Genomic DNA, 22,896 nt, shown 5'->3' with positions numbered 1-22,896 from the left:
ACGGGTCGTCCTGCCTTCCCGGCAAGCGGCCCGCCGCCTGCCTCACGTCGCTCGTCCGCCCCGCCCCGGACCGGTGATCCGGGGCGTCGGGCATCGATATTCACGCCGCCTTCGCGGCCGCACGCCGTTCCAGCCACGCCTCGATCTCGGCGGTGACCTGGTCGCGCAGCGCCTCGTCGGCGATGGTGTCGACCGCCTCGCCGAGGAAGGCCATGATCAGCAGCGTCTCGGCCTCGGCGGCCGGGATGCCGCGGCTCATCAGATAGAATTTCAGCCGCTCGTCGAGTTCGCCCGCCGTGGCGCCGTGGCCGCAGACCACGTCGTCGGCGAAGATCTCCAGCTCCGGCTTGTTCATCGCCTCGGCCGCGTCGGTCAGCAGGACGGCGTTGGAGGCCATCTTGCCGTCGGTCTTCTGGGCGTGCTGGCGGACCACGATCTTGCCCTGGAAGACCGACTTGGCCTCGCCGTCGATGACCGCGCGGTAGAGCTCGCGGCTGGTGCCGTGCGGCACGGCATGGTCGACGACCAGCGTCGCGTCGGCATGCCGGCGGCCTTCGAGCAGCGTCGCGGCCCGGGTCGAGAGCGTGGCGTGTTCGCCGGAGAAGCGCGCGAAGACCTGCGCGCGGGCGACCGCGGCGCCGGCCCCGAGCGCGAAATGGTCGAGCTCGGCCTTCTCGGACAGATCGACCACCAGGGTCGAGAAATGCGCCGCCGCGAGGCCTTCGGTCTGCAGCTTGACCCAGTGCACGGTCGCGCCGTCGCCGATCGTCAGTTCGACGACCTCGTTGACATGGCTGGCCGCGTCCGCCGGACCGCGATAGCGCTCGACGATCGTGACCTCGGCCAGATCCTCGACCGCCACGGCATGGCGCAGGAAGGCCGCATGGGCGCCGGTCGCGACATGCTCGATCGCGATCCGCTCCGCCACCTTGGTGCGCGCCGCGACCCGGATGACGACGCCGTCGCGCATGAAGGCGGTGTTGAGGCCGACCAGCGGGTCCTGCATCGCCGTGGCCGAGAGGCCGAGCCGGTCGCCGAGCGTGTGGCCGTGCGGCAGCAGGTTGGCGAGGCTCTCGACCGTGACGCCCTTCGGCAGGGCGCCCGACAGGGCGGGCTCGAAATGGCCGTCGACGAAGACCAGCCGCACCTCGCCCTCGGCCGCCGGACCGGCGGCAGCGCGCGCGGCCTCGACATCGGCGCGGCCGGCCAGCGGCGGCACCGTCTTCAGGAGCGCGCGCAGGTCGGTATACTTGTATTCCTCGACCCGGCGATGCGGCAGGCCGGCCTTGTCGAAGCGCGCGATGGCGGCATCGCGCAGCGTGGCGATCGCGGCCGAATCGGCGCGCTCGGGCTTGCGCCGCCACAGATCGAGCAGGTCCTTCTCGGCCTGCGTCCGGAGAATGCGCGGTTCGGCGGTCATGACGGCGGACTCCGGCATCAGGCGGCCTCTCCGACATAGTCGGCGTAGCCCTTGGCCTCCAGCTCCAGCGCCAGTTCCGGCCCGCCGGAGCGCACGATGCGGCCCTTGGAGAGGACGTGGACGAAGTCCGGGCGGATATGGTCGAGCAGGCGCTGGTAGTGGGTGATCACCACGAAGGCGCGATCGGGCGAGCGCAGCGCGTTGACACCTTCGGAGACGATCTTCAGCGCGTCGATGTCGAGGCCCGAATCGGTCTCGTCGAGGATGCACAGCTTCGGCTGCAGCACGGCCATCTGCAGGATCTCGTTGCGTTTCTTCTCGCCGCCCGAGAAGCCGACATTGACCGGACGCTTGAGCATGTCCTGGTTGATGGCCAGCTTGCCGGCCTCGCTGCGCACCAGGCGCATGAAGTCCGGCGTCAGGATCTCGCCCTCGCCGCGCGCCTTGCGCTGGGCGTTGAGCGCGGCCTTCAGGAAGGTCATGTTGGCGACGCCGGGGATCTCGACCGGATACTGGAAGGCCAGGAACACGCCGCGCGCGGCCCGCTCGTCGGCCTCCATGGCCAGGAGATCGGCACCATCAAGGGTGACCTCGCCGTCGGTGACCTCGTAGTCCGGCTTGCCGGCCAGCACGTAGGAGAGCGTCGACTTGCCGGAGCCGTTCGGGCCCATGATCGCATGGACCTCGCCGGGCTTCACGACCAGATCGAGACCGCGAAGGATCTCACGGTCTTCGTCGGCGATCTTCACATGGAGGTTCTTGACTTCAAGCATCGTTCCATCATCCCGTTTCCGCGGCGATCCGATCGGCTTCCGTGAAGGATGCGACGACCTCGATCAAGCCGACGATATTCGCGTTGAACTCCGGCAGCCCTTCCGCCGGGATCCAGTATTCCTCATGGTCCGCGCCGCCCACGATCCGCGTCTCGAAGCGACCCAGATAGCGCTTCAGGACGGAAAAGCGGGTGACATGACCGAGCCGGTCGCCCACCTTCGTATTCCAATCCCGCGCGATCCGAACCGCGTAATCGAAGGTCGTGACCGGATAGAAGATCGGCTGATCCGGCAGCCGCGGCGGAAAGGCCCGCCACCCCGCCTCCGCGATCAGCTGCAACTCTCCCGACCCAACCGGCCGGAACAGTGTGGCGACGGCAGGCGGCGTCACCTCTTGATCACTCGACCAGATCGAGCCGACGCTCGATCCTGTCGACCCTTAGCTTGAGCTCGGCGATATCGCCGTGGTCGTGATCTTGCAGCGTGACGATCGCGGCGAGTTGGTGGCGGATCGCCGTCGTCTCGGCCTGCATCGTCTGCATCGCCCCGTTCATCCGCGCCATGTCGCGACGGATCGCGCGCAGGTGCTCGAGGATGAGATTGTCGGTCTCCATCACCCCACGCTCCCCTCCAGGCTGATGCCGATCAGCTTCTGCGCTTCGACGGCGAATTCCATCGGCAGCTGCTGCAGCACGTCGCGGACGAAGCCGTTGACGATCAGCGCCACCGCCTCCTCCGACGACAGCCCGCGACTGACGCAATAGAACAGCTGGTCCTCGGAGATCTTCGAGGTGGTCGCCTCGTGCTCCACGGTCGCGGTCGCATTGCGGGTCTCGATATACGGCACCGTATGGGCGCCGCAGTCGTGGCCGATCAGCAGCGAGTCGCAGTTGGTGAAATTGCGCGCGTTGGTCGCCTTGCGGTTGATCGAGACCAGCCCGCGATAGGTGTTGTTCGAGCGGCCGGCCGAGATGCCCTTGGAGATGATCCGGCTCGACGTGTTCTTGCCGAGATGGATCATCTTCGTGCCGGAATCGACCTGCTGGTAGCCGTTGGAAATGGCGATCGAGTAGAACTCGCCCTGGCTCTCGTCGCCGCGCAGGATGCAGCTCGGATATTTCCAGGTGATCGCCGAGCCGGTCTCGACCTGCGTCCAGGAGATCTTGGCGCGCGCCTCGCGGCAATCGCCGCGCTTGGTGACGAAATTGTAGATGCCGCCCTTGCCGTCGCGATCGCCCGGATACCAGTTCTGGACGGTCGAATACTTGATCTCGGCATCTTCCAGCGCGACCAGTTCGACCACCGCCGCATGCAGCTGGTTCTCGTCGCGCTGCGGCGCCGTGCAGCCCTCCAGATAGGAGACATAGGCGCCGCGGTCGGCGATGATCAGGGTGCGCTCGAACTGGCCGGTATTCTTCTCGTTGATGCGGAAATAGGTCGACAGCTCCATCGGGCAGCGCACGCCCGGCGGCACGTAGACGAACGACCCGTCGGAGAAGACCGCCGAATTGAGCGTGGCATAGAAGTTGTCGGTGACCGGCACGACCGAGCCTAGATACTTCCTGACCAGCTCCGGATGCTCGCGCACGGCTTCCGAGATCGAGCAGAAGATCACGCCGGCCTTCTTCAGCTCATCGCGGAAGGTGGTGACCACCGAGACCGAATCGAACACCGCGTCGACCGCGATCCGGGCGCCCTGCACGCCGGCAAGCACTTCCTGCTCGCGCAGCGGGATGCCCAGCTTCTCGTAGGTGCGCAGGAGCTCCGGATCGACCTCGTCGAGGCTCTTCGGACCCGCGGTGCCCTTCGGCGCCGCATAGTAGTAGAGGTCCTGGAAATCGATCTTCGGATAGTCGACCCGCGCCCAGGTCGGCTCCTCCATGGTCTGCCAGCGACGGAATGCGTCGAGGCGCCACTCGAGCAGCCATTCGGGCTCGTTCTTCTTGGCCGAGATGAAGCGGACCGTGGACTCGTCCAGGCCCTTCGGCGCGAGATCGGACTCGATCGCGGTCTCGAAGCCATACTTGTACTGGTCGACGTCGATCGCCAGAACCTGGTCGACCGTTTCCTGAACTGCCGGCATTCTGCTCTCCCCCGACGCGGCTTCAAGGACCGCCGGTTCAAGACTGGATCATGGAACCGAGGGGCCGCAGCCCCTCACACTCACTTCTACGCCGCGCGCCCGGATCCGGATCCGAGCCGTGCGACGACACGTTGCCAGACGTCGATGAACCGTTCGACATCCGCCCGCTGCGTCGACCAGCCGAGACTGATCCGGAGGCCGCCGCGCGCCGCCCCGTCCGACATGCCCATGGCCTTGAGGACATGGGAGGCGCCGACCTTGCCCGACGAGCACGCCGACCCGGCCGAAACCGCCACGCCCTCGAGATCGAAGGCTATCACGGCTGTCTCCGCAGCGACACCGGGGAGCGTCACGCACAGCGTATTGGGCAGACGATCCGCGTTTTCACCGATGACCGTCAGGCACGGAGATATAGTGCGCAAGGCGTCGCGGAGCCAGTCCCGGAGGCCGGTCAGCGCGCCGATATTTTGAAGATCGTTGACGGCCGCCTCGGCGGCAGCGCCGAAGGCGGCGATGGCCGGCAGCGCTTCCGTGCCGGCGCGGCGGTTGCGCTCCTGGCCACCGCCGGTCAGCAGCGGAACCGGCCCGCAATCGTCGCGCGCCACGATCGCGCCGGCGCCGGCGAGCCCGCCGATCTTGTGGCCGGACAGCATGAGACAGTCGGCCGGCACCGATGCGAGCGGCAGCCGACCGGCCGCCTGCACGGCATCGCAGACCAGAATGCCGCCATGCGCCTGCACCATCCGGGCGACCGCATCGATCGGCTGGATCACGCCGGTCTCGCTGTTGGCCAGTTGCACGGCCACCAGGGCCGGCCCCGGCCCTTCCGCCAGCAGAGCCTCCAGGCGGTCCAGCCGGACGATGCCGTCGGCATCGACGTCCAGCACGCTCACCCGATCGGCCGCAAAGCGCCCGCCGCGCAGCATGCAGGGATGCTCCACGGCCGAAACGATCAGCCGCGCGAAGTGCAGCGGCCGGCCCTCAGCCGTCCAGTCCGGCTGCAGCAGGGTCGCCGCCGCCTCGGTCGCGCCGCTCGTGAAGGTGACCCGGCCCGGCGAGGCGCCCGCCAGCCGGCCGACCGCGGCACGCGCCCGCTCGATCGCCGCCCGCGCCGCCCGCCCCTCGGCATGGACCGAGGAGGCGTTGCCGCCGGCCTGCATCGCCGCGACCGCCGCCGCCATCGCCTCGGGGCGGAGCGGCGCGGTCGCGTTGTGGTCGAGATAGAGGCGCGGTTCCACGGGCATGAACTCGGATCGGGTCGGAGGCATCGGCGACGGACGAAGCCTCGTGAATGGCTGCGATCGGCCCGCTCCGCAAGGGGGCCGGCGCGGAACGCGGCGACATCAGTCCCGGGTGACCAGCACGGCGAGCCCCCGGGCGGCGGCCTGCCGATGGAAATCCCGCAACGCGACGAAGTCCGCCGCGACACCCGCCGGCAGGCCCGCCGCATCGGCCTGCTCGATCTTGTAAAGCCCGGCGGCGGCCATCGCGGACGGATCCACGGCCCGCTGCACCGCCGTCGGGTCGAGCCGATCGAGGGCGGCGGCCACCGCCGCGACCGCCGCTGCGTCGCTCCAGCGATAGGCGAAGCCCTGGCTTGCCGCCAGGCCGGGCGCGACGACGGCCTGCCCGAAGACCGCCGCCTCCGCCATCTGCGGACCGAGCAGACCGGCGAGGACGAAGCACAGCCAGTCGAAGCGGCGGTCGAGACGGCAAGTCAAGCGGGCCCCGCCTTCGATGGCGGCCAAGATCTCGAAGGTTCCGTCGTCGTCGGGGGAAAGTTCGGCCAATCCGGCGGCGGCCGCAGCCGGGATCGCCCGGAGAGTGACCTCGAAACCCATCGCTTCGGTTCCTATTTTAACGCTTGTATTCGCCACCCCCCGCCATGGTAACAGAAGCGGACGCGACGCTCCGGCTGCCGCTCCGGCGGGGCTTTCCAGGTCGGGGACGCCGGAACGGACCCTCGAACGCGATCCGCCGCATTCGACGGCAGAATCTCACAAGAAACCGAACAGGACTTTGCCCATGCCCGAGGTGATCTTCAACGGACCCGCCGGACGCATCGAAGGTCGCTTCCAGCCCGCCAAGGGACGCAACGCCCCGATCGCGCTGATCCTGCACCCGCATCCGCAGTTCGGCGGCACGATGAACAATCAGGTCGTGTACCAGCTGTTCTACATGTTCGCGAAGCGCGGCTTCGCGGTGCTGCGCTTCAACTTCCGCGGCGTCGGCCGCAGCCAGGGCGAGTTCGACCATGGCGGCGGCGAGCTGTCGGATGCGGCGGCGGCGCTCGATTGGGCGCAGACCATCCATCCGGATGCCCGCTCCTGCTGGATCGCCGGCTTCTCCTTCGGCGCCTGGATCGGCATGCAGCTTCTGATGCGCCGGCCGGAGATCGAAGGCTTCATCTCGATCGCCCCGCCCGCCAACCTGCACGACTTCTCGTTCCTGGCCCCCTGCCCGTCCTCCGGCCTGATCATCCATGGCGACGTGGACAAGGTCGTGCCGCAGAAGGACGTGCAGACCCTGGTCGACAAGCTGAAGACCCAGAAGGGCATCGTCATCGACCAGCGCATCGTCGAGGGCGCCAACCATTTCTTCGAGAACAAGGTCGAAGAGCTGATGGGCGAATGCGAGACCTATGTCGACCGCCGCCTGGCCCGGGTCGACGCGGCCTGAACGGCGCCCGGCACGATGTCATGACGGATCGGACGGGCGCTTCGGCGCCCGTCGTCGTTTCAGGACCAGGGCTGCAGACGGGACGCCGTTCGGGGCCCTACGGCGCGAGCCAACGCGCAGCAGGGCACGACGGTCATGACAGCAGGGCTTTGCGCCCAAGCATGAAAGGCCGTCGTCGCCGGACGCGACCCGGTCGACAGGCTCGGCCATTCAATCTTGCGCGTTGGATTTTGAGCACCACCGGCGAGCGCGCCGAAGGACCCATCGGGTCCGTCGCATCGGGCGTCAACTCGCAGCGGGTGTGTGGGGAAAGCCAATCGATCTCAAGGAGATGATTGGCGGGAGCGACGGGGCTCGAACCCGCGACCTCCGGCGTGACAGGCCGGCACTCTAACCAACTGAGCTACGCCCCCACTCGGCGCCGGCTCATGTCCGGCGGCGATGGCGGGTGTTTAAGGCGGGTCGATCCGCATGTCAACACGGCTCGCGCGGCGAGTTTGGGGAAAACTGCAGGAACCGGCGTAGCCGTTGGAAAGGATGGCGGAATCCCGCCGGATTTCCGCCGGTCCGAACCTTTTCGCAGTGCCGAGGAAATTTCCCCGGCTTCCCAACCGGCCGCTTCGCGACCGGCCGTCTCGGTCGCCGGAACAGCCCTGCGCGGCCCGGATGACCGGCCCGCGGCATCGCGCTTGGTCCGGTGCAGGGTCAGCAGATACAAGGGTTTCGGCGGCCGGTGCGGCATCGCCGCGGTCCGTCCGTACGGACGAGGCCGCGCGATTCGCGATCCGCCCGACCGGCCACCAGAGCCGGCGCGCCGAGCCGGCGGCTTTGCCCGGCCGAAACACAGGAGGAAGGTCCCATGGCCCGGAAAGTCGTCATCACCTGCGCGGTCACCGGTTCGATCCATACCCCGTCCATGTCGCCGCATATTCCGGTGACCGCCGACGAGATCGCCGAGGCCGCGATCGGCGCCGCGGAGGCAGGCGCGGCCATCGTGCACCTGCACGCGCGCGACCCCCATGACGGCCGCCCGGACCAGAGCCCGGAGCGCTTCCTGCCGTTCCTGTCGCGCATCAAGCAGCAGAGCGACGTGGTCGTGAACATCACCACCGGCGGTGCGGCGACCATGACCATCGAGGAGCGTCTGAAGCCGGTCGCGACCTTCAAGCCGGAAGTCGCCTCGCTCAACATGGGGACGATGAATTTCGGCCTCTATCCGATGCTGGAACGCTTCAAGACCTTCAAGCACGACTGGGAGCGGCCCTATCTGGAAGGCTCGCGCGAGCGCATCTTCAAGAACACCTTCGCCGATATCGAGGCGATCCTGACCACCTGCGCCGAGAACGGCACCCGCTTCGAGATCGAGTGCTACGACATCGGCCATCTCTACACGCTCGCCCATTTCGTCGAGCGCGGCCTCGTCAAGCCGCCCTTCTTCGTCCAGAGCGTCTTCGGCATCCTCGGCGGCATCGGCCCGCATCCGGAGGACGTGGCGCATATGAAGCGCACGGCCGACCGCCTGTTCGGCGATGCCTATCGCTGGTCCGTGCTCGGCGCCGGCCGGCACCAGATGCCGATCGCCGCGATGGCCGCCGCGATGGGCGGCAATGTCCGCGTCGGGCTGGAGGATTCGCTGTGGCTCGGCAAGGGCCGCTTCGCCGCCTCGAACGCCGAGCAGGTCGCCCATGTCCGCCGGATCATCGAGGGCCTCGGCCTGGAGATCGCCAGCCCGGCCGAGGCGCGCGACATCCTGGAGCTCAAGGGCGGCGACCGGGTCGAGTTCTGAACCGATCGCTCCGACCGGCCCGCATGTCGGGCCGGTCTTCCCTCCGGGCAAACCGGCCTTTCCGCCGGTCCGGGGCATCCGAGCCCGGCGCCCTCAGTTCTTTGGCTTCCTGATCGTGACCTCTTCGTCGATCTCGCCGATATCGTCCTGCGGAACGTTGTTGGTCCGGGACTGGTCACTCTCATGCGTTTCGACGGCGGCCTGGTCGGAGACGACGGGCTTCTTCAGGCTGCGGACCGATTCGGCCAGATCGTCGAGAACGGCGAGCTTCTCGGCCTTGGTCATGTCCGTGCGATCGAGCACCGTGGTCATGATCTTGGCCAGGTTGCCCATCGGAAGCTTGAGAGCCTGCTCGAAGCCCTGCCGCACCGGCGAGTTCTCGTCATGTCGCCCGCTGAGCATGGCCTTGCCGTAGTCGACCGGGTTGTCGAACTCCTCCGGCTTCGGCTCGTGGTCGCCGCGCACGCGATCATTGCCGCGGTTCTCGGGCTTTGCCACAACTTCCTGATGGCTCTTGCCGGCGTTTATGTCGACCTGCGACAGGATGAAGCCATCGATGAAGTCCTTGTTGTCCGAGAAGGCGCCGACGAAGGTGTAGATGTCGTCGAAACCGCGTTTGCTGGACACGGCTTCCTGCCCGCCTTCGGAGCGCACATCTTCGCGCAAGGTGAAATAGCGCGCAGCGACATCCAGAAGACCGCTGTCCTTGGCAACCTGATACGGATTGCCGAACCCGGTTTGCATGATGCCCTTGCGCGTATCGTCGTCGGTGTGAAGCTTTTCCATGCCGACCTTCGCGGTGCCGTAGGCCAGCGCATGCAGTTGGGTTCGCGAGAGAGATGCGTATTCGGTCTCGCTCAGGTCCTTGACGCTGCCATTGAACAGCTTGATGGCGAGCTTCGCCTGATCGAGGTCGAGCGGCTTGGACGATTCGTAGTTGATGACCGACTTCAGCGCCTCGATCTTCTTCGAGGCGATGGGCCCGTCGAATTTCCCCGTTCCGACCAGCGCCTGAAGGAAGTCGTCCTTGACGGCCTTGTTGTGACCCGACCGGAGCTTATTGACGACCCAGCTGATCGGATTGGACTTGGACGAGATCTTGACCGAATCCTGCTTTCCGGTCTCCATGTCCCCAAAGCTGAGCGAACTGACGAAGCCGGACTTGACGGTGCTGTTGGCAATGCTGCGCAGAATGTCGGCCATGGCGGCAATCCTTTGGCTGCGTGATGAGGATCGGCCTTCCACCGTCCGAACCGGACCGAAAGCCGCTTGAAATTTCAGGGCCGGCGCTGTCCGGCCCGGTCGGATCGGGCTTGATCGGGACGGGCTTGATCGGGACGGGCCTGATCGGCCCGTCAGCCCCGGAACAGCATCATGTCGCCGTCGCCGCCGGCGGCCGCAGACGCGTCCGCCGTCCGGCTGCGATCGTCGTCCACGAGCCGGACCAGTTCCCGGCGCCAGAGGCCGGCGCCGCGGGCGGCCCAGGCCAGCGCGGCGAGAAGCCCGTCGGCGGTCAATCCGCGCAGCGCGATCCGGTCGAACCAGGCCAGCTCGCCCCGCTCAGTGTCGAACGCCACGCTTCCCAGGCCGCGCGCCGCCGAGTGTCCGTTGGCCCGAAGCAGCATGCTCAGGGCATTGTCGGTCGGCGGCAGGGAGCCCGGCGGGATCGGATGGCGGACTACGAAGCCCGCCTCCTCCCCGACAAAGGCGATTTCGAGCACCAGCTCTTCATATTCGATGACGCATATATTTTGATCATCGAAGGCCATGCCCGGTATTCCGACCAGGCTGGCGAAATCTTCCATCAGTCGATCGACGCCTCGCGGTCGTCCGGCCTGCTCACTCATCGCTCCATCCCCCTGCCATGAACCTAACGTGGCAGGGACGGCCGCGATGTCATTTACGGCACATCAAAAATCAGCTCGCGGCGCGGACCGCACGCCGCTCGTCACGATCGGCGACGCTCCGCGCCGGCCGAACCGTCCGTCCGGGTGCGGCACGTCCGGCCGGAGCGTCCTCAGCCGACCCGCCGCCAGCGCTGCAGGGCCAGGAAGGCGCCGCCGGCGAGCAGGCCCCAAAGCGCCCCGCCGATGCCGAGGAAGCCGACCCCGGAGGCCGTGATCACGAAGGTGATCATCGCGGCCTCGGTCTTGTCCTTCTCGGCGACCGCCCCGGTCAGCGCGGCGGCGAAGGAGCCGATCAGGGCAAGCCCGGCGACCGCCTGGATCAGGAGCGGCGGGGCGGCGGTCAGGAAGGCCGCGAAGGCGGTCGCGCACAGGCCGAACAGGCAATAGACGATGCCGCTGACCGCCGCCGCCCACCAGCGGCGCGCCGGGTCGGGTTCGGCATCCGGGCCGGCGCAGAGCGCGGCGGTGATCGCCGCCAGGCTGACGGCATGGCCGCCGAACGGCGCGGCCAGGATCGAGAAGATGCCGGTCAGCCGGAACAGCGGCCCCGGCGCCGGCCGGTAGCCGTTGACGGCCAGCACCGCGATGCCGGGAATGTTCTGCGACGCCATGGTGACGACGAAGAGCGGCAGGGCGATCGTCGTCAGGGCGTGGATCGACAGCGACGGCACGACCAGCACCGCCTCCGGGGCGAGCGGGCCGAGTTGCGCCAGCCCGACCGGCGAGGTCGCCACGAAGGCGATCGCGGCGACGACCAGCGCCACCGGCACGGCGAAGAGCCGGTTGATGCGCGCGGTCACCGCCCAGGCGGCGACGATCGCCAGCGCCGGCAGCGGCATCGCCGCCACCGCCTTGACGGGCGCGACGCACAGCCCGAACAGGACGCCGGCCAGCATGGCGCTGGCGAGCGGGTTCGGGATCGCCGCCACGGCGCGCCCGAGCGGCCGCCAGCTGCCGGCCGCAACCACCAGCGCGCCGGAGACCAGGAAGGCGCCGACCGATTCGGCGAAGCCGCCGGCCCCGACCCCTTGCGCGGCCAGCAGCGCCGCGCCGGGCGTCGACCAGGCGAGCGAGATCGGCATGCGCGAGCGCGCGCTCGCCCACAGCGTGCCGATGCCCATCGCGAAGGACAGCGCCATCAGCCCCGAGGCCGCCTGCGTCTGGCTCGCCCCGGCCGCGATCAGCCCCTGCAGGGCGACCGGCAGGGAGGACGCGAAGCCGACCACGGCGGCGAGCGTCCCGGCCGCGATGGCCGGAAAGGTCGGGCCGCGGGCGGGCGCGGGCACAGAGGCGGACGATTGCGGCGAGGACATCGGAACCTGACCCGGGCGTGATTGGCCGTTCCGGTATGGTCGATCCCGGCCCTGGGGCGCAAGCCGCAGATCGGCCGCTGTCGCCGGCGCAGCCGAATGGCTATGCTCCCACCCGGAGAATCCACGGTGAGTTTGGACCCATGATGCGCACTGTTTTCGCCGCCAGCCTCGGTCTGCTGATCTCGACCCTGCCGGGCCACGCGGCCCTGCCGCCGCAATATCAGCGTCTGGCCGAGATCCGCGCGATCCTGGACGACAGCGGCGTCGCGCAACTTTTCGATGTCGCCCATCCGATCGACAAGATCGAATATGTCTCGCCGGATCTCTATCGCGTCTCGAGCGGCACCTGTTCGATGGACGTGGCTATCGCGCCGGATCCTGCCTGGAAGCCGAAGCCGAACTGGGTCGGCCCGCGCCATTTCATCGTGGTGCCCGGCAAGCTCGTCTGCAAATAGCTGCTGGCCGCAAACACGCGGCGTCCCCGTCCTCGCCCGAGGTCGTCACATCGCCTCAAAAGCCGGTAACGCTTTGCCGAGGCAGCATTTCTTGAACTTTTTGCCCGAGCCGCACGGGCATGGTTCGTTCCGGCCGACCTTGATGGCGGCCGGCTGCAGCGCCGGGATCGCCCGCGGCTTCGGCACTCGGCCTTCGGCGATCCGCGCGAAATGCCATGTCTCCAGGGTCGCGACCGTGTTGTCGATCGGCCGGCAGCGCTTCAAGGCCATGGCGGCCATCCGGCCATGGCCGGCCAACTCCGCGGCCAAGTCCTCCTCGAAATGCCCGAGGGTCTGGATCTGCGGGTCGATCCGGCCGTCGCCATAGGCAGCCTTCACGCGCGGCGCGAAGTCCGCGAGGCCGAGGGTCGCGGTCGCTTGCGCCCATTCGAACCAGATCGGTTCGTGCTTCGCCGCAATCAGACCGCCGTCGGCGCGATCGAGCCAGCCGACCAGGGTCTCCCGCGGCACGCGATCCATCAGCACCAGCGCAAGGATGGCCTCCAGAACGGTGGATCGGACGAAGCTCGCGACCTGCGGGTCGTCGACCAGGGCGAACAATGGATCGGCATCGCCGTCGAACACCGAAACCAGCACCGCCGGCAGCGCTTCGGTGATCATGTCGCCGAGCGCCGCGTCGACCGCCGCCGCGTCCCCCGCAAGCATCCGGCAAATGGCCGGCGTCGCCCCGGTTTCGCGCCATTCCGCGAGCAGGAACAGCCCGAAGAAGAACGCGCCATCCCGCGGCCGGGACTCGCGCCAGCCGTCAATCTCGGCGATCAGACGCGGTGCCAGCGTCTCGCGTCGCCGACGGGCCGCCTCCAAGGCCTGGCGCGGGAAAGCGGCCGGCACGGCCAGCGCGGCCAGGATCGCATCGTCGGTCCAGTCCATCGGCGCCCCGCCTCTCCCCTAGCGGAAGTCGCTCACCCCTCGGTCGGCGCCTCGCCGGCCCCGGTGCCGCCCTCGCCCTCCTGGGCGCCGTCCTCTTCCTCGCGGATGCGCTCGACCGAGACGACCTTCTCGTCGGCGGCGGTGTTGAAGACGATGACGCCCTGGGTCGAGCGGCCCGCGATGCGGATGCCGTCGACCGGGCAGCGGATCAGCTGGCCGGCATTGGTGACCAGCATCAGCTGGTCGCCGTCCTCGACCGGGAAGCTCGCCACCAGCGGACCGTTGCGCGGGGTCACCGCCATGGCGACGATGCCTTTGCCGCCGCGTCCGGTGATCCGGTACTCGAAGGTCGAAGTCCGCTTGCCGTAGCCGTTCTCCGAGATGGTCAGGATGAACTGCTCGGCGGCACTCATCTCGACATAGCGGCGTTCGCCGAGCACGTCGGCGCCCGCCCCGGCGGCCGTCTCGGCGCCGGCCTCGGCGCCGGCTTCTGTGCCCTGGGCGTCGTCCGCCTCGGCATCCGTGCCGTTGCCCTCGGCCGCATCGACCTCGCCGCGCAGTGCGCGGCTGCGCTTCAGATAGGCGATGCGCTCGTCGGCGACGGCCTCGAAATGCCGGATCACGGTCATCGAGATGACCTGATCCTCGTCGCCGAGCGCGATACCGCGCACGCCCATGGAATCGCGGCCCTTGAACACGCGCACGTCGGTGACCGGGAAGCGGATGCACTGGCCGAGCGCGGTGGTGATGACCACGTCGTCATGCTCCGTGCAGGTCTCCACCGACACGATGCCCTCGCCCTCTTCGAGCTTCATGGCGATCTTGCCGTTGCGGTTGACCTGGACGAAGTCCGACAGCTTGTTGCGCCGGATGGTGCCCTTGGTGGTCGCGAAGACCACGTCGAGCGTCTCCCAGGTCTCCTCGTCCTCCGGCAGCGGCAGGATCGAGGTGATGCGCTCGCCCTCCTGCAGCGGCAGCAGGTTGACCAGCGCCTTGCCGCGCGCCTGCGGGGCGGCCAGCGGCAGGCGCCAGACCTTGGTCTTGTAGGCCATGCCGCGCGACGAGAAGAACAGGATCGGCACGTGGGTGTTGGCCACGAACAGCCGGGTGACGAAATCCTCGTCCTTCATCGAGATGCCGGAACGGCCCTTGCCGCCGCGCCGCTGCGCCCGGTAGGTCGACAGCGGCACGCGCTTGATCCAGCCGGCATGGGTCACGGTGACGACCATGTCCTCGCGCTGGATCAGGTCCTCGTCGTCGACCTCGCCGTCGAGTTCCAAGATCTCGGTGCGGCGCGGAGTGGCGAACTCGGCCTTGATGGCGGCAAGCTCGTCCTTGACGATGGTCTGGATGCGCTCGCGCGAGCGCAGGATGTCGAGATAGTCCTCGATCTCCAGAGCCAGCTTGTTCAACTCGTCGGCGATCTCGTCGCGGCCGAGCGCGGTCAGGCGGGCGAGGCGCAGTTCCAGGATGGCGCGGGCCTGCTCGTCGGAGAGCCGGTAGGTGCCGTCCTCGTTGAGCGTGTGGCGCGGATCGGCGATCAGCGCGATCAGCGGCGCCATGTCCTTGGCCGGCCAGTCGCGGCCCATCAGCTGCGCCTTGGCGGTGGCCGGATCGGGCGCGGTGCGGATGAGGTGGATGACCTCGTCGATATTGGCCACCGCGATGGCCAGGCCGACCAGGATATGGGCGCGGTCGCGCGCCTTGTTGAGCAGGAAGCGCGTGCGCCGGCCGATCACCTCCTCGCGGAAGGTGATGAAGGCCTGGATGATGTCGCGCAGGTTCATCAGCTCCGGCTTGCCGCCGTTGAGCGCCACCATGTTGCAGCCGAACGAGGACTGCAGGGTGGTGAACTTGTAGAGCTGGTTCAGCACGACTTCCGCCATCGCGTCGCGCTTGACCTCGATGACCACCCGGTAGCCGTCGCGGTCGCTTTCGTCGCGCACCTCGGCGATGCCCTCGACGCGCTTCTCGCGCACGAGTTCGCCGATCCGCTCGACCATCGAGGCCTTGTTGACCTGATAGGGGATCTGGTCGATGACGATGGCCTCGCGGCCGCCGCGCGCGGTCTCGAACTTGACCCGGCCGCGCACCATGATCGAGCCGCGCCCGGTCAGATAGGCCGAGCGGATGCCGGCCCGGCCGAGGATGATGCCGGCGGTCGGGAAGTCCGGCCCCGGGATGATCTCGATCAGGTCGGCGACGGTCATGTCCGGCTTGTCGATCATCGCGATCGCGGCGTCGCAGACCTCGCCGAGATTGTGCGGCGGGATGTTGGTCGCCATGCCGACCGCGATGCCGCCGGCACCGTTGACGAGCAGGTTCGGGAAGCGCGACGGCAGCACCGTCGGCTCGTGCTCCGAATTGTCGTAGTTCGGCTGGAAGTCGACCGTGTCCTTGTCGAGATCCTCCAGGAGGCTGTGCGCCACCTTCTCCAGACGGACCTCGGTGTAGCGCATGGCCGCCGGCTGGTCGCCGTCGACGGAGCCGAAATTGCCCTGGCCGTCGACCAGCGGCACCCGCATCGCGAAATCCTGCGCCATGCGCACGAGCGCGTCGTAGACCGACTGGTCGCCATGCGGATGGTACTTACCGATCACGTCGCCGACGACGCGAGCCGACTTGCGATAGGCCTTGTTCCAGTCGTAGCCGTTCTCGTGCATCGAGAAGAGGATGCGCCGGTGCACCGGCTTCAGGCCGTCGCGCACGTCCGGCAGCGCACGGCTCACGATCACGCTCATGGCGTAGTCGAGATAGCTGCGGCGCATCTCGTCGGTGATGGAGACCGGCTTGATGTCCGACGGGCTTTCCCCGCCCGGGACCGGCTTTTCGGATGAGGCCAAAACGCGTCACTCTTCGGTCTGGATGTCGACGGCTCGTCTATAGGCGATTCCGGCCGAAGACGCCAATTTCGCGCGCGGGCGCACGCGGGATTCTAAAGTCATGCCGTCCGTGGCCAGATCATGGCGGCCGGCGGCGCAGCCTCGCCGAGGATTTCGACCTGTTCGCCGCCGTCCTCGCGGGTCACGATCCGGGTCCGCCCGGAGGCGACCAGATCGAGGGCATGCGGATAGAGGCGGTGTTCGGCCGCCAGCACCCGGGCGGCCAGACCGTCCGGCGTGTCGCCCGCCAGCACCGGCACGGCGGCCTGGGCGACGACCGGCCCGGTATCCATCTCCTCGCGCACGAAATGCACCGTGCAGCCGGCGAGCTTGACGCCGTCCCGCAACGCCCGGGCATGGGTGTGCAAGCCCGGATAGGCCGGCAGCAGCGAGGGGTGGATGTTGATCATCCGGTTCTTCCACTGACCGATGAACCAGGGCGTCAAGAGCCGCATGAAACCGGCGAGACAGACGAGTTCGACGCCGTGGCGGACGAGTTCGGCATGGAGCGCCATCTCGAAGCGCTCGCGGTCCGGAAAGCCCTTGTGGCTGATCACCACCGCCGGCACCCCGGCGGCCGTCGCCTTGGCGAGCCCGCCGGCATCGGCGCGGTTGGAAAGGACCAGCACGGCCTCGGCGGGGAATTCGGCCCGCTTGGTCGCCGCCACCAGCGCCGCCATGTTGGACCCGCCACCGGAGATGATGATGCCGACGCGGAGCTTGCGCGGCTGGCCGGCCGTCGTCATCGAGCGAGGTCCAGGTGGCCGACCGGATCGACGAAGGGCTCGTCCGGCCCGGCCTCGATGGTGCCGAGTTCGACCACCGTCTCGCCGGACGCCGCCAGGCTGGCGACGACCTCGGCCGCACGGGGCCCCTCGACCACCAGCACCATGCCGATGCCGCAGTTGAAGGTGCGCAGCATCTCGCGTTCGGAGACGCCGCCGGCCGCGGCCAGCCACCGGAACACCGGCAGGACCGGGACGCGCGCGAGATCGATGCGCGCCGCCGTGCCGGCCGGCAGGACGCGCGGGATGTTCTCCCAGAAGCCGCCGCCGGTGATATGGGCGAGCGCCTTGACGGCGCCGGTGGCGCGGATGGCGGCCAGCACCGGCTTGACGTAGATGCGCGTCGGCGTCAGCAGAGCTGCACCGAGCGTCGCCTCGGGGGCGAAGGGCGCGGCGTCCTGCCAGGTCAGGCCGGCCGCGGCGACGATGCGCCGGACCAGCGAATAGCCGTTCGAATGCACGCCCGACGACGCGAGCCCCAGGATCACGTCGCCCGGGCCGACATCGGCGCGCGGCAGGATGCCGGTGCGCTCGACAGCCCCGACCGCGAAGCCGGCGAGATCGTAATCGCCGTCCTGGTACATGCCGGGCATCTCGGCGGTCTCGCCGCCGATCAGCGCCGCACCGGCCTCCCGGCAGCCGGCCGCGATGCCTTCCACGACGCTCGCGGCGACATCGACATCGAGCTTGCCGCAGGCGAAATAGTCGAGGAAGAACAAGGGCTCGGCGCCCTGCACGACGAGATCGTTGACCGACATGGCGACGAGATCGATGCCGACATGGGCATGGATCCCGGCATCGATGGCGACCTTCAGCTTGGTGCCGACGCCGTCATTGGCGGCGACCAGCACCGGGTCGGCATAGCCGCAGGCCTTCAGGTCGAACAGGCCGCCGAAACCGCCGATCTCGGCATCGGCCCCGACCCGCGCGGTCGCCTTGACGAAGGGCTTGATGCGCTTGACCAGCAGGTTGCCGGCGTCGATATCGACCCCGGCCTTGGCATAGGTCCAGCCGTTGCCGTTCTGGTCGTCGCTCATGTGTCGCAGGCTCTTGTCGCGGAACAGGGAGTGGTCGGCCGAAGCCGGGGGGACGGCCGAAGCCGGGGTGTCGGCCGAAGCCGCGGCCCGGCCGGAGCCGGACTCCAGGCGGGACATGAACCATCGCAGCCCGGAATGCAAGGGCGGGCCGCGCCGGTCCGTTCGTCAAGCGCCAGCCCTCCTCCGTCCGGTCCCTCCCCCGTCCTGCCCCACGCGATCCCGCCGCTACCCGTCCAAACCGGCGATGGTCGCCGCCAGGGCCTGGGCGCGGGGGACGAGGGTGTCGAGGCGGCACCATTCCTGGTCGGTATGGGCGCCGCCGCCGACCGGGCCGAGGCCGCAGAGGGACGGCACACCGAGCGCGGCGGTGAAGCCGGAATCGGCGCAGCCGCCGGTGAACTCGCCGTCGACCGCAAAGCCGGTCGCGGCCGCGGCGGCCTGGTAGCGGGCGAAGAGGTCGGCCGAATGGCGCGCCTCCAGCGGCAGGAACAGGTGCCCCTTCTCGTAGCCGGCCCGGGTGCCGGGCACGTCCTCGGCGGCCAGGATGGCGTCGACCGCCGCCAGGATGCCGTCCAGTTGGTCGACGGCGACGAAGCGGATGTCGAGTTCGGCTTCCGCGTGGTCGGCGACGGTGTTGTGGGTGCGCCCGCCGCGGATGGTGCCGACATTGGTGGTGATGCCGGCGGCATAGTCGGTCAGGGCGTGCAGGCGGACGATCTTGGCGGCGAGCGCGCCGATCGCGCTGGCGCCGTCGGCATGGTTGGCGCCCGAATGGGCGGCCTTGCCGGTCACCGTGATGTCGAGCGTCAGGCCGCCCTTGCGGGCCGTCACGACGTTGCCGGAGGCCCGGCCGGGCTCGGCATTGAAGGCGGCGCGGGCGCCCCGGGCGACGGCCTCGATCATCGGCCGGCCGGACGGCGAGCCGATCTCCTCGTCGGCGGTGAACAGGCCGATCAGCGGGAAATCGGTGCCGCCGGCGGCCTTCAGCGCCCGGAGCACGAAGAGATCGACGACCAGCCCGCCCTTCATGTCGGCGACGCCGGGGCCGAAGCCCAGGTCGCCGTCGCGGCTGAACGGCCGGCGGGCGACGGTGCCCTTCGGGAAGACGGTGTCGCGATGGCCCATCACGAGGACCGGCGCGCCGCCGCTCCGGCCGGGAATTTCCGCTTTCAGGACAGCCCCGTAGGTCTCGTTCGGAAAGCACTCGACCGCGATGCCGTCCCCCTCCAGCAGCGCCGTCATGGCGTCGCCGACCGCGTCGATGCCGGCCTGGTCGCGGCTGCCGGAATCAATGTCGACCAGCCGCTGGAGGAAGGCCTCCATCTCGGCGCGACGGGGGGCGAGCCAGGCGCTGGCCCGGGTGGCGAGAGTGGTCATGCGCGGCGGGCCTCCAGGATCTTCGGACCGGTTTCGCCGAGATCCCAGAACAGACCGGCCATGATTCGCAAAGCCTCTTCGGCGACCGGACCGAGCAGATGCTCGTCCGGGGCATGCTGCGAGCAGGCCGGATAGGAATGCGGCACCCAGATGGTCGGCAGGCCGAGCACCTCGGAGAATACGTCGTTGGGGATCGAGCCGCCGAGATTGGGCAGAAGCGCCGGCTTCTTCCCCGTGGTGGCGGCGAGCGAGGCGAGCGCCCAGCCGACCCAGGGGTCGTTCGGATCGAGCCGGGTCGCGGCGAAAGTCTCCATCCGGCTCGAACGAACTTGAACTTTCTCGAAGCCATTCGCAGCAAAATGCGTACGGATTGCATCGACGGCCGCGATCGGATCGGTGCCGACCACGAAGCGCAGCTGGATGGTCGCCTTGGCCGAGGCCGGCACGGCATTGACCGGGGCCGCCGGGGTGCCGGTCTCGTAGGCGAGCACCTCGAGCGCGTTCCACCCGAACACCCGCTCCTCCGGCGTCAGGCCGGGCTCGCCCCAGTCCCGGTCGATCTCCGGATCGTTCGGGCCGCCGCCGACCTTGAGGTCGGCGATCGCCTCCCTGACCGCCGGCGGGATCGGCGGCGGACGCAGGGCGTCGAGCAGGATGCGGCCGTTGCCGTCGACCAGCGACGCGATGGCGTTGGCCAGGATGGTGCCCGGATTGGCGAGGAGCCCGCCCCAGTTGCCGGAGTGATGGGCACCCTCGCGGAGGTCGACCGAGAGGTCGATGTTCATGGCGCCGCGCGAGCCGAGGAACACGGTCGGGCGCTCGGCGGTCAGGCGGGGGCCGTCGGAGGCGATCAGCACGTCGGCGGCGAGCCGGGCGCCGTGGCTCTCGGCGAGCGCCCGCAGACCCGGCGAACCGGCCTCCTCGCCCATCTCGATCAGGATCTTGGCGTTGAAGCCGAGCCGGCCGCCGCGCTCGGCGAGGACCGCCTCCAGCGCGGCGATGTTGACCGAATGCTGGCCCTTGTTGTCGGCGGTGCCGCGGCCGTACCAGCGGTCGCCCACCACGGTGACCGACCACGGTTCCAGCCCCTCGCGCCAGCGGCCCTCATGGCCGAGCACCACGTCGCCATGGCCGTAGACGAGCACGGTCGGCAGGCCGGCATCCTCGATCCGTTCGGCGATCAGGAACGGGCCGCGGCCGAGGACCGGATTGGCGACGAGGGTCGAGGCGAAGCCGAGCCGGTCGAGGCAGGGCACCATCTCGTCGGTCAGATAGGCGGCGAGTTCGACGCCGCGCTGGCCGGACTGGCTTTCGGTCTTGATCGCGACCCGGCGGGTGAGATCGGCGAGGAAGCGGCCGGAGGCGAAGAGATCGGCGGCACGGGCGACGGCACCGGCGCGCGACGGCATGACGGACATGGGATGGGACCTTGGGTCGGTAGGACGGATACGGGAGACGAAGGATCAGGACCGGATCGGACGGCGGCGGGGCGCCGGCCTTGCCGGTCCGGGCGGGTTCAGCCGGCGAGTGCGAGGGCCGGCCCGGCATTGTGGCAGGTGGCGAAGCCGTCCGCGAAGGCCACGCTGGCCGGGGCCTCGCGGCTGCAGCGCTCGGTCGCCTGCGGGCAGCGCGGATGGAAGGTGCAGCCGGAAGGCGGGGCGATCGGGTTCGGGAAGGCGCCCGAAATGCCGGCCTCCGGCATGCCGAGATCGGGATCGGGCGTCAGCACGCTGTCGAGCAGGGCCCGCGAATAGGGATGCGCCGGCGCGCCGAACAGCCCTTCCCGCCCCCGCTCCTCGACGATCCGGCCGAGATACATCACCGCGACCCGGTCGGCGAGATGCTCGACCACCGCCAGATTGTGGCTGATGAAGAAATAGGTCAGCCGGAACTCGCGCTTCAGGTCCATCAGCAGGTTGAGGATCTGGGCCTGGACCGAGACATCGAGTGCGGAGGTCGGCTCGTCGCAGATCAGCACGTCCGGCCGCATCACGAGGGCGCGGGCGATGGCGACGCGCTGGCGCTGGCCGCCGGAGAGCTGGTTCGGATAGGCATCGATCACCCGGCGGGGCAGCCCGACGGCATCGAGCATCTCGGCGACCTTGGCCTGGCGCTCGGCCGAGGACCCGATGCCGTGGGCGACCAGCGGCAGCGCGACCAGGTCGGCGACCGACTTGCGCGGATTGAGCGACGAATAGGGATCCTGGAACACCGGCTGGATGCGCCGGGCGACCTCGCGCCGGTCGGTCTGGCCGATCGGCACGCCGTCGATGCGAATTTCGCCCGAGGTCGGCGCGATCAGGCCGAGCAGCAGCTTGGCGAGCGTCGACTTGCCGGACCCGCTCTCGCCGACCAGCGCATGGACTTCGCCGCGCGCGACCGTCAGCGACACGCCGCCGACCGCCGTCAGCGTCGCCTTGGGCTTCATGAAGCCCTGGCCGACCCGATAGGTCTTGGTCACGTCCTTCAGTTCGAGCACCGGAACGGTCATTGCGGGCTCCCGACGGTTTCGAGGATACAGGCCATGCGGTGGTTGCCGCCGAGCAGCCGCTCCGGGATGGCACCCGCGCAGGCCTCGGCGGCATGGTCGCAGCGGTTGCGGAAGGCGCATCCGAACACGTCCCCGACGAGGCCCGGCACCTGGCCGGGGATCGTGCCGAGCGGCTCGCCCGGCCGGGTCCGGCCCGGCACCGGGATCGAGCGCAGCAGGCCGCGCGTATAGGGATGGCTCGGCGCGCCGAACACCTCGCGCACGGTGCCGGTCTCGACCAGGCGGCCGGCATACATCACCGCCACCTTGGTGGCGACGCGGGCGACGACGCCGAGATCGTGGGTGACCAGGATCAGCGCCATGCCGAATTCCTGCTGCAGGTCGCGCAGGAGCCGCAGGATCTGGGCCTGGATGGTCACGTCGAGCGCGGTGGTCGGCTCGTCGGCGATGATCAGGTCGGGCTCGCACATCAGCCCCATGGCGATCATCACGCGCTGGCGCAGGCCGCCGGACAGCTGGTGCGGATACTGGCCGAGCCGGGAGGCCGCCGCCGTGATGCCGACGCGCTCCAGGAGATGCACCGCCCGCTCGCGCGCCGCCTTGGCCGATACGGTGCGATGGCGGCGCAGCGCCTCGGTCAGCTGGTCGCCGATCGTATAGGCCGGGTTGAGCGAGGTCATCGGCTCCTGGAAGATCATCGCCATGCGGTCGCCGCGCAGATCCTCCTTCTGCCGCTCGCCCGCCGCCATCAGGTCGATGCCGTCGAAGCGCAGGGTCGCGGCCTTGCGGATGGCGCGCGACGGCAGCAGGTCCATCAGGGCGAGCGAGGTCAGCGACTTGCCCGATCCGCTTTCGCCGACGATGGCCAGCGTCTCGCCGCGCTCCAGCGTGAAGGAGACCCCGCCGACCGCATGCAGCAGGCCGGCCTCGGTCGGGATGTCGATGGTCAGGCGGTCGACTTCGAGCAGCGCCATCGGT

21 protein-coding genes and 1 tRNA gene are annotated in these 22,896 nt (G+C 69.1%); 3 read left to right on the top strand and 19 right to left on the bottom strand.

Translation table 11 applies throughout. The features are described 5' to 3' along the window. Positions 1 to 100: 100 nt before the first annotated feature. From sufD to ABB55_RS26255, 7 genes are all read right to left on the bottom strand, one after another. Positions 101 to 1,438 carry a Fe-S cluster assembly protein SufD gene (sufD, locus tag ABB55_RS26285; RefSeq protein WP_054361475.1) on the bottom strand — a complete coding sequence of 446 codons (1,338 nt, stop codon included), beginning with the start codon at positions 1,436 to 1,438 and terminating at the stop codon, positions 101 to 103. Continuing rightward, a complete protein-coding gene (gene sufC / locus ABB55_RS26280) occupies positions 1,438 to 2,193 on the bottom strand; it encodes a Fe-S cluster assembly ATPase SufC (RefSeq protein WP_054361474.1) in 756 nt (251 codons plus the stop codon). The genes sufD and sufC overlap by 1 nt, the downstream gene beginning before the upstream one ends. Positions 2,194 to 2,200: 7 nt before the next feature. Further along, the gene (locus tag ABB55_RS26275; RefSeq protein ID WP_338053659.1) at positions 2,201 to 2,533 is read right to left on the bottom strand and encodes a hypothetical protein; all 333 of its coding nucleotides are present in this window, start codon (positions 2,531 to 2,533) and stop codon (positions 2,201 to 2,203) included. Positions 2,534 to 2,591: 58 nt separating this feature from the next. Beyond that, positions 2,592 to 2,807: a hypothetical protein gene (locus ABB55_RS26270; protein WP_244472127.1), complete on the bottom strand. Its 216-nt coding sequence runs from the start codon at positions 2,805 to 2,807 to the stop codon at positions 2,592 to 2,594. Next, the gene (gene sufB, locus ABB55_RS26265; protein ID WP_054361471.1) at positions 2,807 to 4,276 is read right to left on the bottom strand and encodes a Fe-S cluster assembly protein SufB; all 1,470 of its coding nucleotides are present in this window, start codon (positions 4,274 to 4,276) and stop codon (positions 2,807 to 2,809) included. Before sufB ends, ABB55_RS26270 begins: the two co-directional genes overlap by 1 nt. An 86-nt stretch (positions 4,277 to 4,362) precedes the next feature. After that, positions 4,363 to 5,520: a cysteine desulfurase family protein gene (locus ABB55_RS26260; protein WP_054361470.1), complete on the bottom strand. Its 1,158-nt coding sequence runs from the start codon at positions 5,518 to 5,520 to the stop codon at positions 4,363 to 4,365. Between the two features lie 99 nt (positions 5,521 to 5,619). Then, positions 5,620 to 6,117: a DUF1877 family protein gene (locus ABB55_RS26255; RefSeq protein ID WP_054361469.1), complete on the bottom strand. Its 498-nt coding sequence runs from the start codon at positions 6,115 to 6,117 to the stop codon at positions 5,620 to 5,622. Positions 6,118 to 6,301: 184 nt separating this feature from the next. On the opposite strand from ABB55_RS26255, the gene ABB55_RS26250 reads away from it, so the two are divergent. Further along, positions 6,302 to 6,955 carry an alpha/beta hydrolase gene (locus ABB55_RS26250; RefSeq protein ID WP_054361468.1) on the top strand — a complete coding sequence of 218 codons (654 nt, stop codon included), beginning with the start codon at positions 6,302 to 6,304 and terminating at the stop codon, positions 6,953 to 6,955. Positions 6,956 to 7,291: 336 nt separating this feature from the next. Here the strand turns inward: ABB55_RS26250 and ABB55_RS26245 are convergent. Continuing rightward, positions 7,292 to 7,368 (bottom strand) — tRNA-Asp (locus ABB55_RS26245). Positions 7,369 to 7,814: 446 nt separating this feature from the next. On the opposite strand from ABB55_RS26245, the gene kce reads away from it, so the two are divergent. Beyond that, positions 7,815 to 8,741 (top strand): 3,5-dioxohexanoate:acetyl-CoA acetone transferase, encoded by a 927-nt coding sequence (gene kce / locus ABB55_RS26240; RefSeq protein WP_054361467.1) that lies wholly within the window; start codon positions 7,815 to 7,817, stop codon positions 8,739 to 8,741. Between the two features lie 93 nt (positions 8,742 to 8,834). Here kce and ABB55_RS26235 read toward each other — a convergent pair whose 3' ends face one another. The 3 genes from ABB55_RS26235 to ABB55_RS26225 form a co-directional block, all read right to left on the bottom strand. Continuing rightward, positions 8,835 to 9,944: a hypothetical protein gene (locus ABB55_RS26235; RefSeq protein ID WP_054361466.1), complete on the bottom strand. Its 1,110-nt coding sequence runs from the start codon at positions 9,942 to 9,944 to the stop codon at positions 8,835 to 8,837. 152 nt (positions 9,945 to 10,096) lie between these two features. After that, entirely contained in the window at positions 10,097 to 10,588 is a 492-nt protein-coding gene (locus ABB55_RS26230; RefSeq protein WP_083463965.1) for a type III secretion system chaperone, read from the bottom strand. A gap of 170 nt (positions 10,589 to 10,758) precedes the next feature. Then, entirely contained in the window at positions 10,759 to 11,961 is a 1,203-nt protein-coding gene (locus tag ABB55_RS26225; RefSeq protein WP_054361464.1) for a benzoate/H(+) symporter BenE family transporter, read from the bottom strand. A 140-nt stretch (positions 11,962 to 12,101) separates the two neighbouring features. On the opposite strand from ABB55_RS26225, the gene ABB55_RS26220 reads away from it, so the two are divergent. Then, positions 12,102 to 12,416 (top strand): hypothetical protein, encoded by a 315-nt coding sequence (locus ABB55_RS26220; protein ID WP_054361463.1) that lies wholly within the window; start codon positions 12,102 to 12,104, stop codon positions 12,414 to 12,416. Positions 12,417 to 12,461: 45 nt separating this feature from the next. Here the strand turns inward: ABB55_RS26220 and ABB55_RS30040 are convergent, their stop codons facing one another. The 8 genes from ABB55_RS30040 to ABB55_RS26180 all read right to left on the bottom strand — a co-directional run bounded on the left by ABB55_RS30040 (position 12,462) and on the right by ABB55_RS26180 (position 22,892). Further along, on the bottom strand, positions 12,462 to 13,346 hold the full coding sequence (locus ABB55_RS30040) for a DUF1186 domain-containing protein (protein ID WP_054361462.1): 885 nt from the start codon (positions 13,344 to 13,346) through the stop codon (positions 12,462 to 12,464). A 32-nt stretch (positions 13,347 to 13,378) separates the two neighbouring features. Continuing rightward, positions 13,379 to 16,189: a DNA gyrase subunit A gene (gene gyrA / locus ABB55_RS26210; RefSeq protein WP_054361461.1), complete on the bottom strand. Its 2,811-nt coding sequence runs from the start codon at positions 16,187 to 16,189 to the stop codon at positions 13,379 to 13,381. Positions 16,190 to 16,287: 98 nt separating this feature from the next. Then, a complete protein-coding gene (gene purN / locus ABB55_RS26205) occupies positions 16,288 to 16,974 on the bottom strand; it encodes a phosphoribosylglycinamide formyltransferase (protein WP_054361460.1) in 687 nt (228 codons plus the stop codon). Beyond that, positions 16,971 to 18,050, bottom strand: a complete 1,080-nt coding sequence (purM, locus tag ABB55_RS26200) for a phosphoribosylformylglycinamidine cyclo-ligase (RefSeq protein ID WP_054362309.1) — start codon at positions 18,048 to 18,050, stop codon at positions 16,971 to 16,973. The genes purN and purM overlap by 4 nt, the downstream gene beginning before the upstream one ends. A 225-nt stretch (positions 18,051 to 18,275) precedes the next feature. Continuing rightward, positions 18,276 to 19,427 (bottom strand): M20 family metallopeptidase, encoded by a 1,152-nt coding sequence (locus ABB55_RS26195; protein WP_054361459.1) that lies wholly within the window; start codon positions 19,425 to 19,427, stop codon positions 18,276 to 18,278. Next, complete coding sequence (locus ABB55_RS26190; protein ID WP_054361458.1) at positions 19,424 to 20,845, bottom strand: M20 family metallopeptidase; 1,422 nt, start codon at positions 20,843 to 20,845, stop codon at positions 19,424 to 19,426. Before ABB55_RS26190 ends, ABB55_RS26195 begins: the two co-directional genes overlap by 4 nt. A gap of 98 nt (positions 20,846 to 20,943) precedes the next feature. Further along, positions 20,944 to 21,918: an ABC transporter ATP-binding protein gene (locus tag ABB55_RS26185; protein ID WP_054361457.1), complete on the bottom strand. Its 975-nt coding sequence runs from the start codon at positions 21,916 to 21,918 to the stop codon at positions 20,944 to 20,946. Then, positions 21,915 to 22,892: an ABC transporter ATP-binding protein gene (locus ABB55_RS26180; RefSeq protein WP_054361456.1), complete on the bottom strand. Its 978-nt coding sequence runs from the start codon at positions 22,890 to 22,892 to the stop codon at positions 21,915 to 21,917. Before ABB55_RS26180 ends, ABB55_RS26185 begins: the two co-directional genes overlap by 4 nt. Positions 22,893 to 22,896: the final 4 nt, after the last annotated feature.

This window comes from Prosthecodimorpha hirschii (assembly GCF_001305515.1).
Classification (GTDB): Bacteria; Pseudomonadota; Alphaproteobacteria; order Rhizobiales; family Ancalomicrobiaceae; genus Prosthecodimorpha; species Prosthecodimorpha hirschii.
The sequence above is the reverse complement of the archived record's forward strand: the minus strand, read 5'-3'. Positions and strand labels throughout refer to the sequence as shown.

Bases quoted from the DNA above. Each gene is read 5' to 3' on its own strand.
- sufD (WP_054361475.1), bottom strand. From the start codon at position 1,438: ATGCCGGAGTCCGCCGTCATGACCGCCGAACCGCGCATTCTCCGGACG.
- sufC (WP_054361474.1), bottom strand. From the start codon at position 2,193: ATGCTTGAAGTCAAGAACCTCCATGTGAAGATCGCCGACGAAGACCGT.
- ABB55_RS26270 (WP_244472127.1), bottom strand. From the start codon at position 2,807: ATGGAGACCGACAATCTCATCCTCGAGCACCTGCGCGCGATCCGTCGC.
- sufB (WP_054361471.1), bottom strand. From the start codon at position 4,276: ATGCCGGCAGTTCAGGAAACGGTCGACCAGGTTCTGGCGATCGACGTC.
- ABB55_RS26260 (WP_054361470.1), bottom strand. From the start codon at position 5,520: ATGCCCGTGGAACCGCGCCTCTATCTCGACCACAACGCGACCGCGCCG.
- ABB55_RS26255 (WP_054361469.1), bottom strand. From the start codon at position 6,117: ATGGGTTTCGAGGTCACTCTCCGGGCGATCCCGGCTGCGGCCGCCGCC.
- ABB55_RS26250 (WP_054361468.1), top strand. From the start codon at position 6,302: ATGCCCGAGGTGATCTTCAACGGACCCGCCGGACGCATCGAAGGTCGC.
- kce (WP_054361467.1), top strand. From the start codon at position 7,815: ATGGCCCGGAAAGTCGTCATCACCTGCGCGGTCACCGGTTCGATCCAT.
- ABB55_RS26235 (WP_054361466.1), bottom strand. From the start codon at position 9,944: ATGGCCGACATTCTGCGCAGCATTGCCAACAGCACCGTCAAGTCCGGC.
- ABB55_RS26230 (WP_083463965.1), bottom strand. From the start codon at position 10,588: ATGAGTGAGCAGGCCGGACGACCGCGAGGCGTCGATCGACTGATGGAA.
- ABB55_RS26225 (WP_054361464.1), bottom strand. From the start codon at position 11,961: ATGTCCTCGCCGCAATCGTCCGCCTCTGTGCCCGCGCCCGCCCGCGGC.
- ABB55_RS26220 (WP_054361463.1), top strand. From the start codon at position 12,102: ATGATGCGCACTGTTTTCGCCGCCAGCCTCGGTCTGCTGATCTCGACC.
- ABB55_RS30040 (WP_054361462.1), bottom strand. From the start codon at position 13,346: ATGGACTGGACCGACGATGCGATCCTGGCCGCGCTGGCCGTGCCGGCC.
- purN (WP_054361460.1), bottom strand. From the start codon at position 16,974: ATGACGACGGCCGGCCAGCCGCGCAAGCTCCGCGTCGGCATCATCATC.
- purM (WP_054362309.1), bottom strand. From the start codon at position 18,050: ATGAGCGACGACCAGAACGGCAACGGCTGGACCTATGCCAAGGCCGGG.
- ABB55_RS26195 (WP_054361459.1), bottom strand. From the start codon at position 19,427: ATGACCACTCTCGCCACCCGGGCCAGCGCCTGGCTCGCCCCCCGTCGC.
- ABB55_RS26190 (WP_054361458.1), bottom strand. From the start codon at position 20,845: ATGTCCGTCATGCCGTCGCGCGCCGGTGCCGTCGCCCGTGCCGCCGAT.
- ABB55_RS26185 (WP_054361457.1), bottom strand. From the start codon at position 21,918: ATGACCGTTCCGGTGCTCGAACTGAAGGACGTGACCAAGACCTATCGG.
- ABB55_RS26180 (WP_054361456.1), bottom strand. From the start codon at position 22,892: ATGGCGCTGCTCGAAGTCGACCGCCTGACCATCGACATCCCGACCGAG.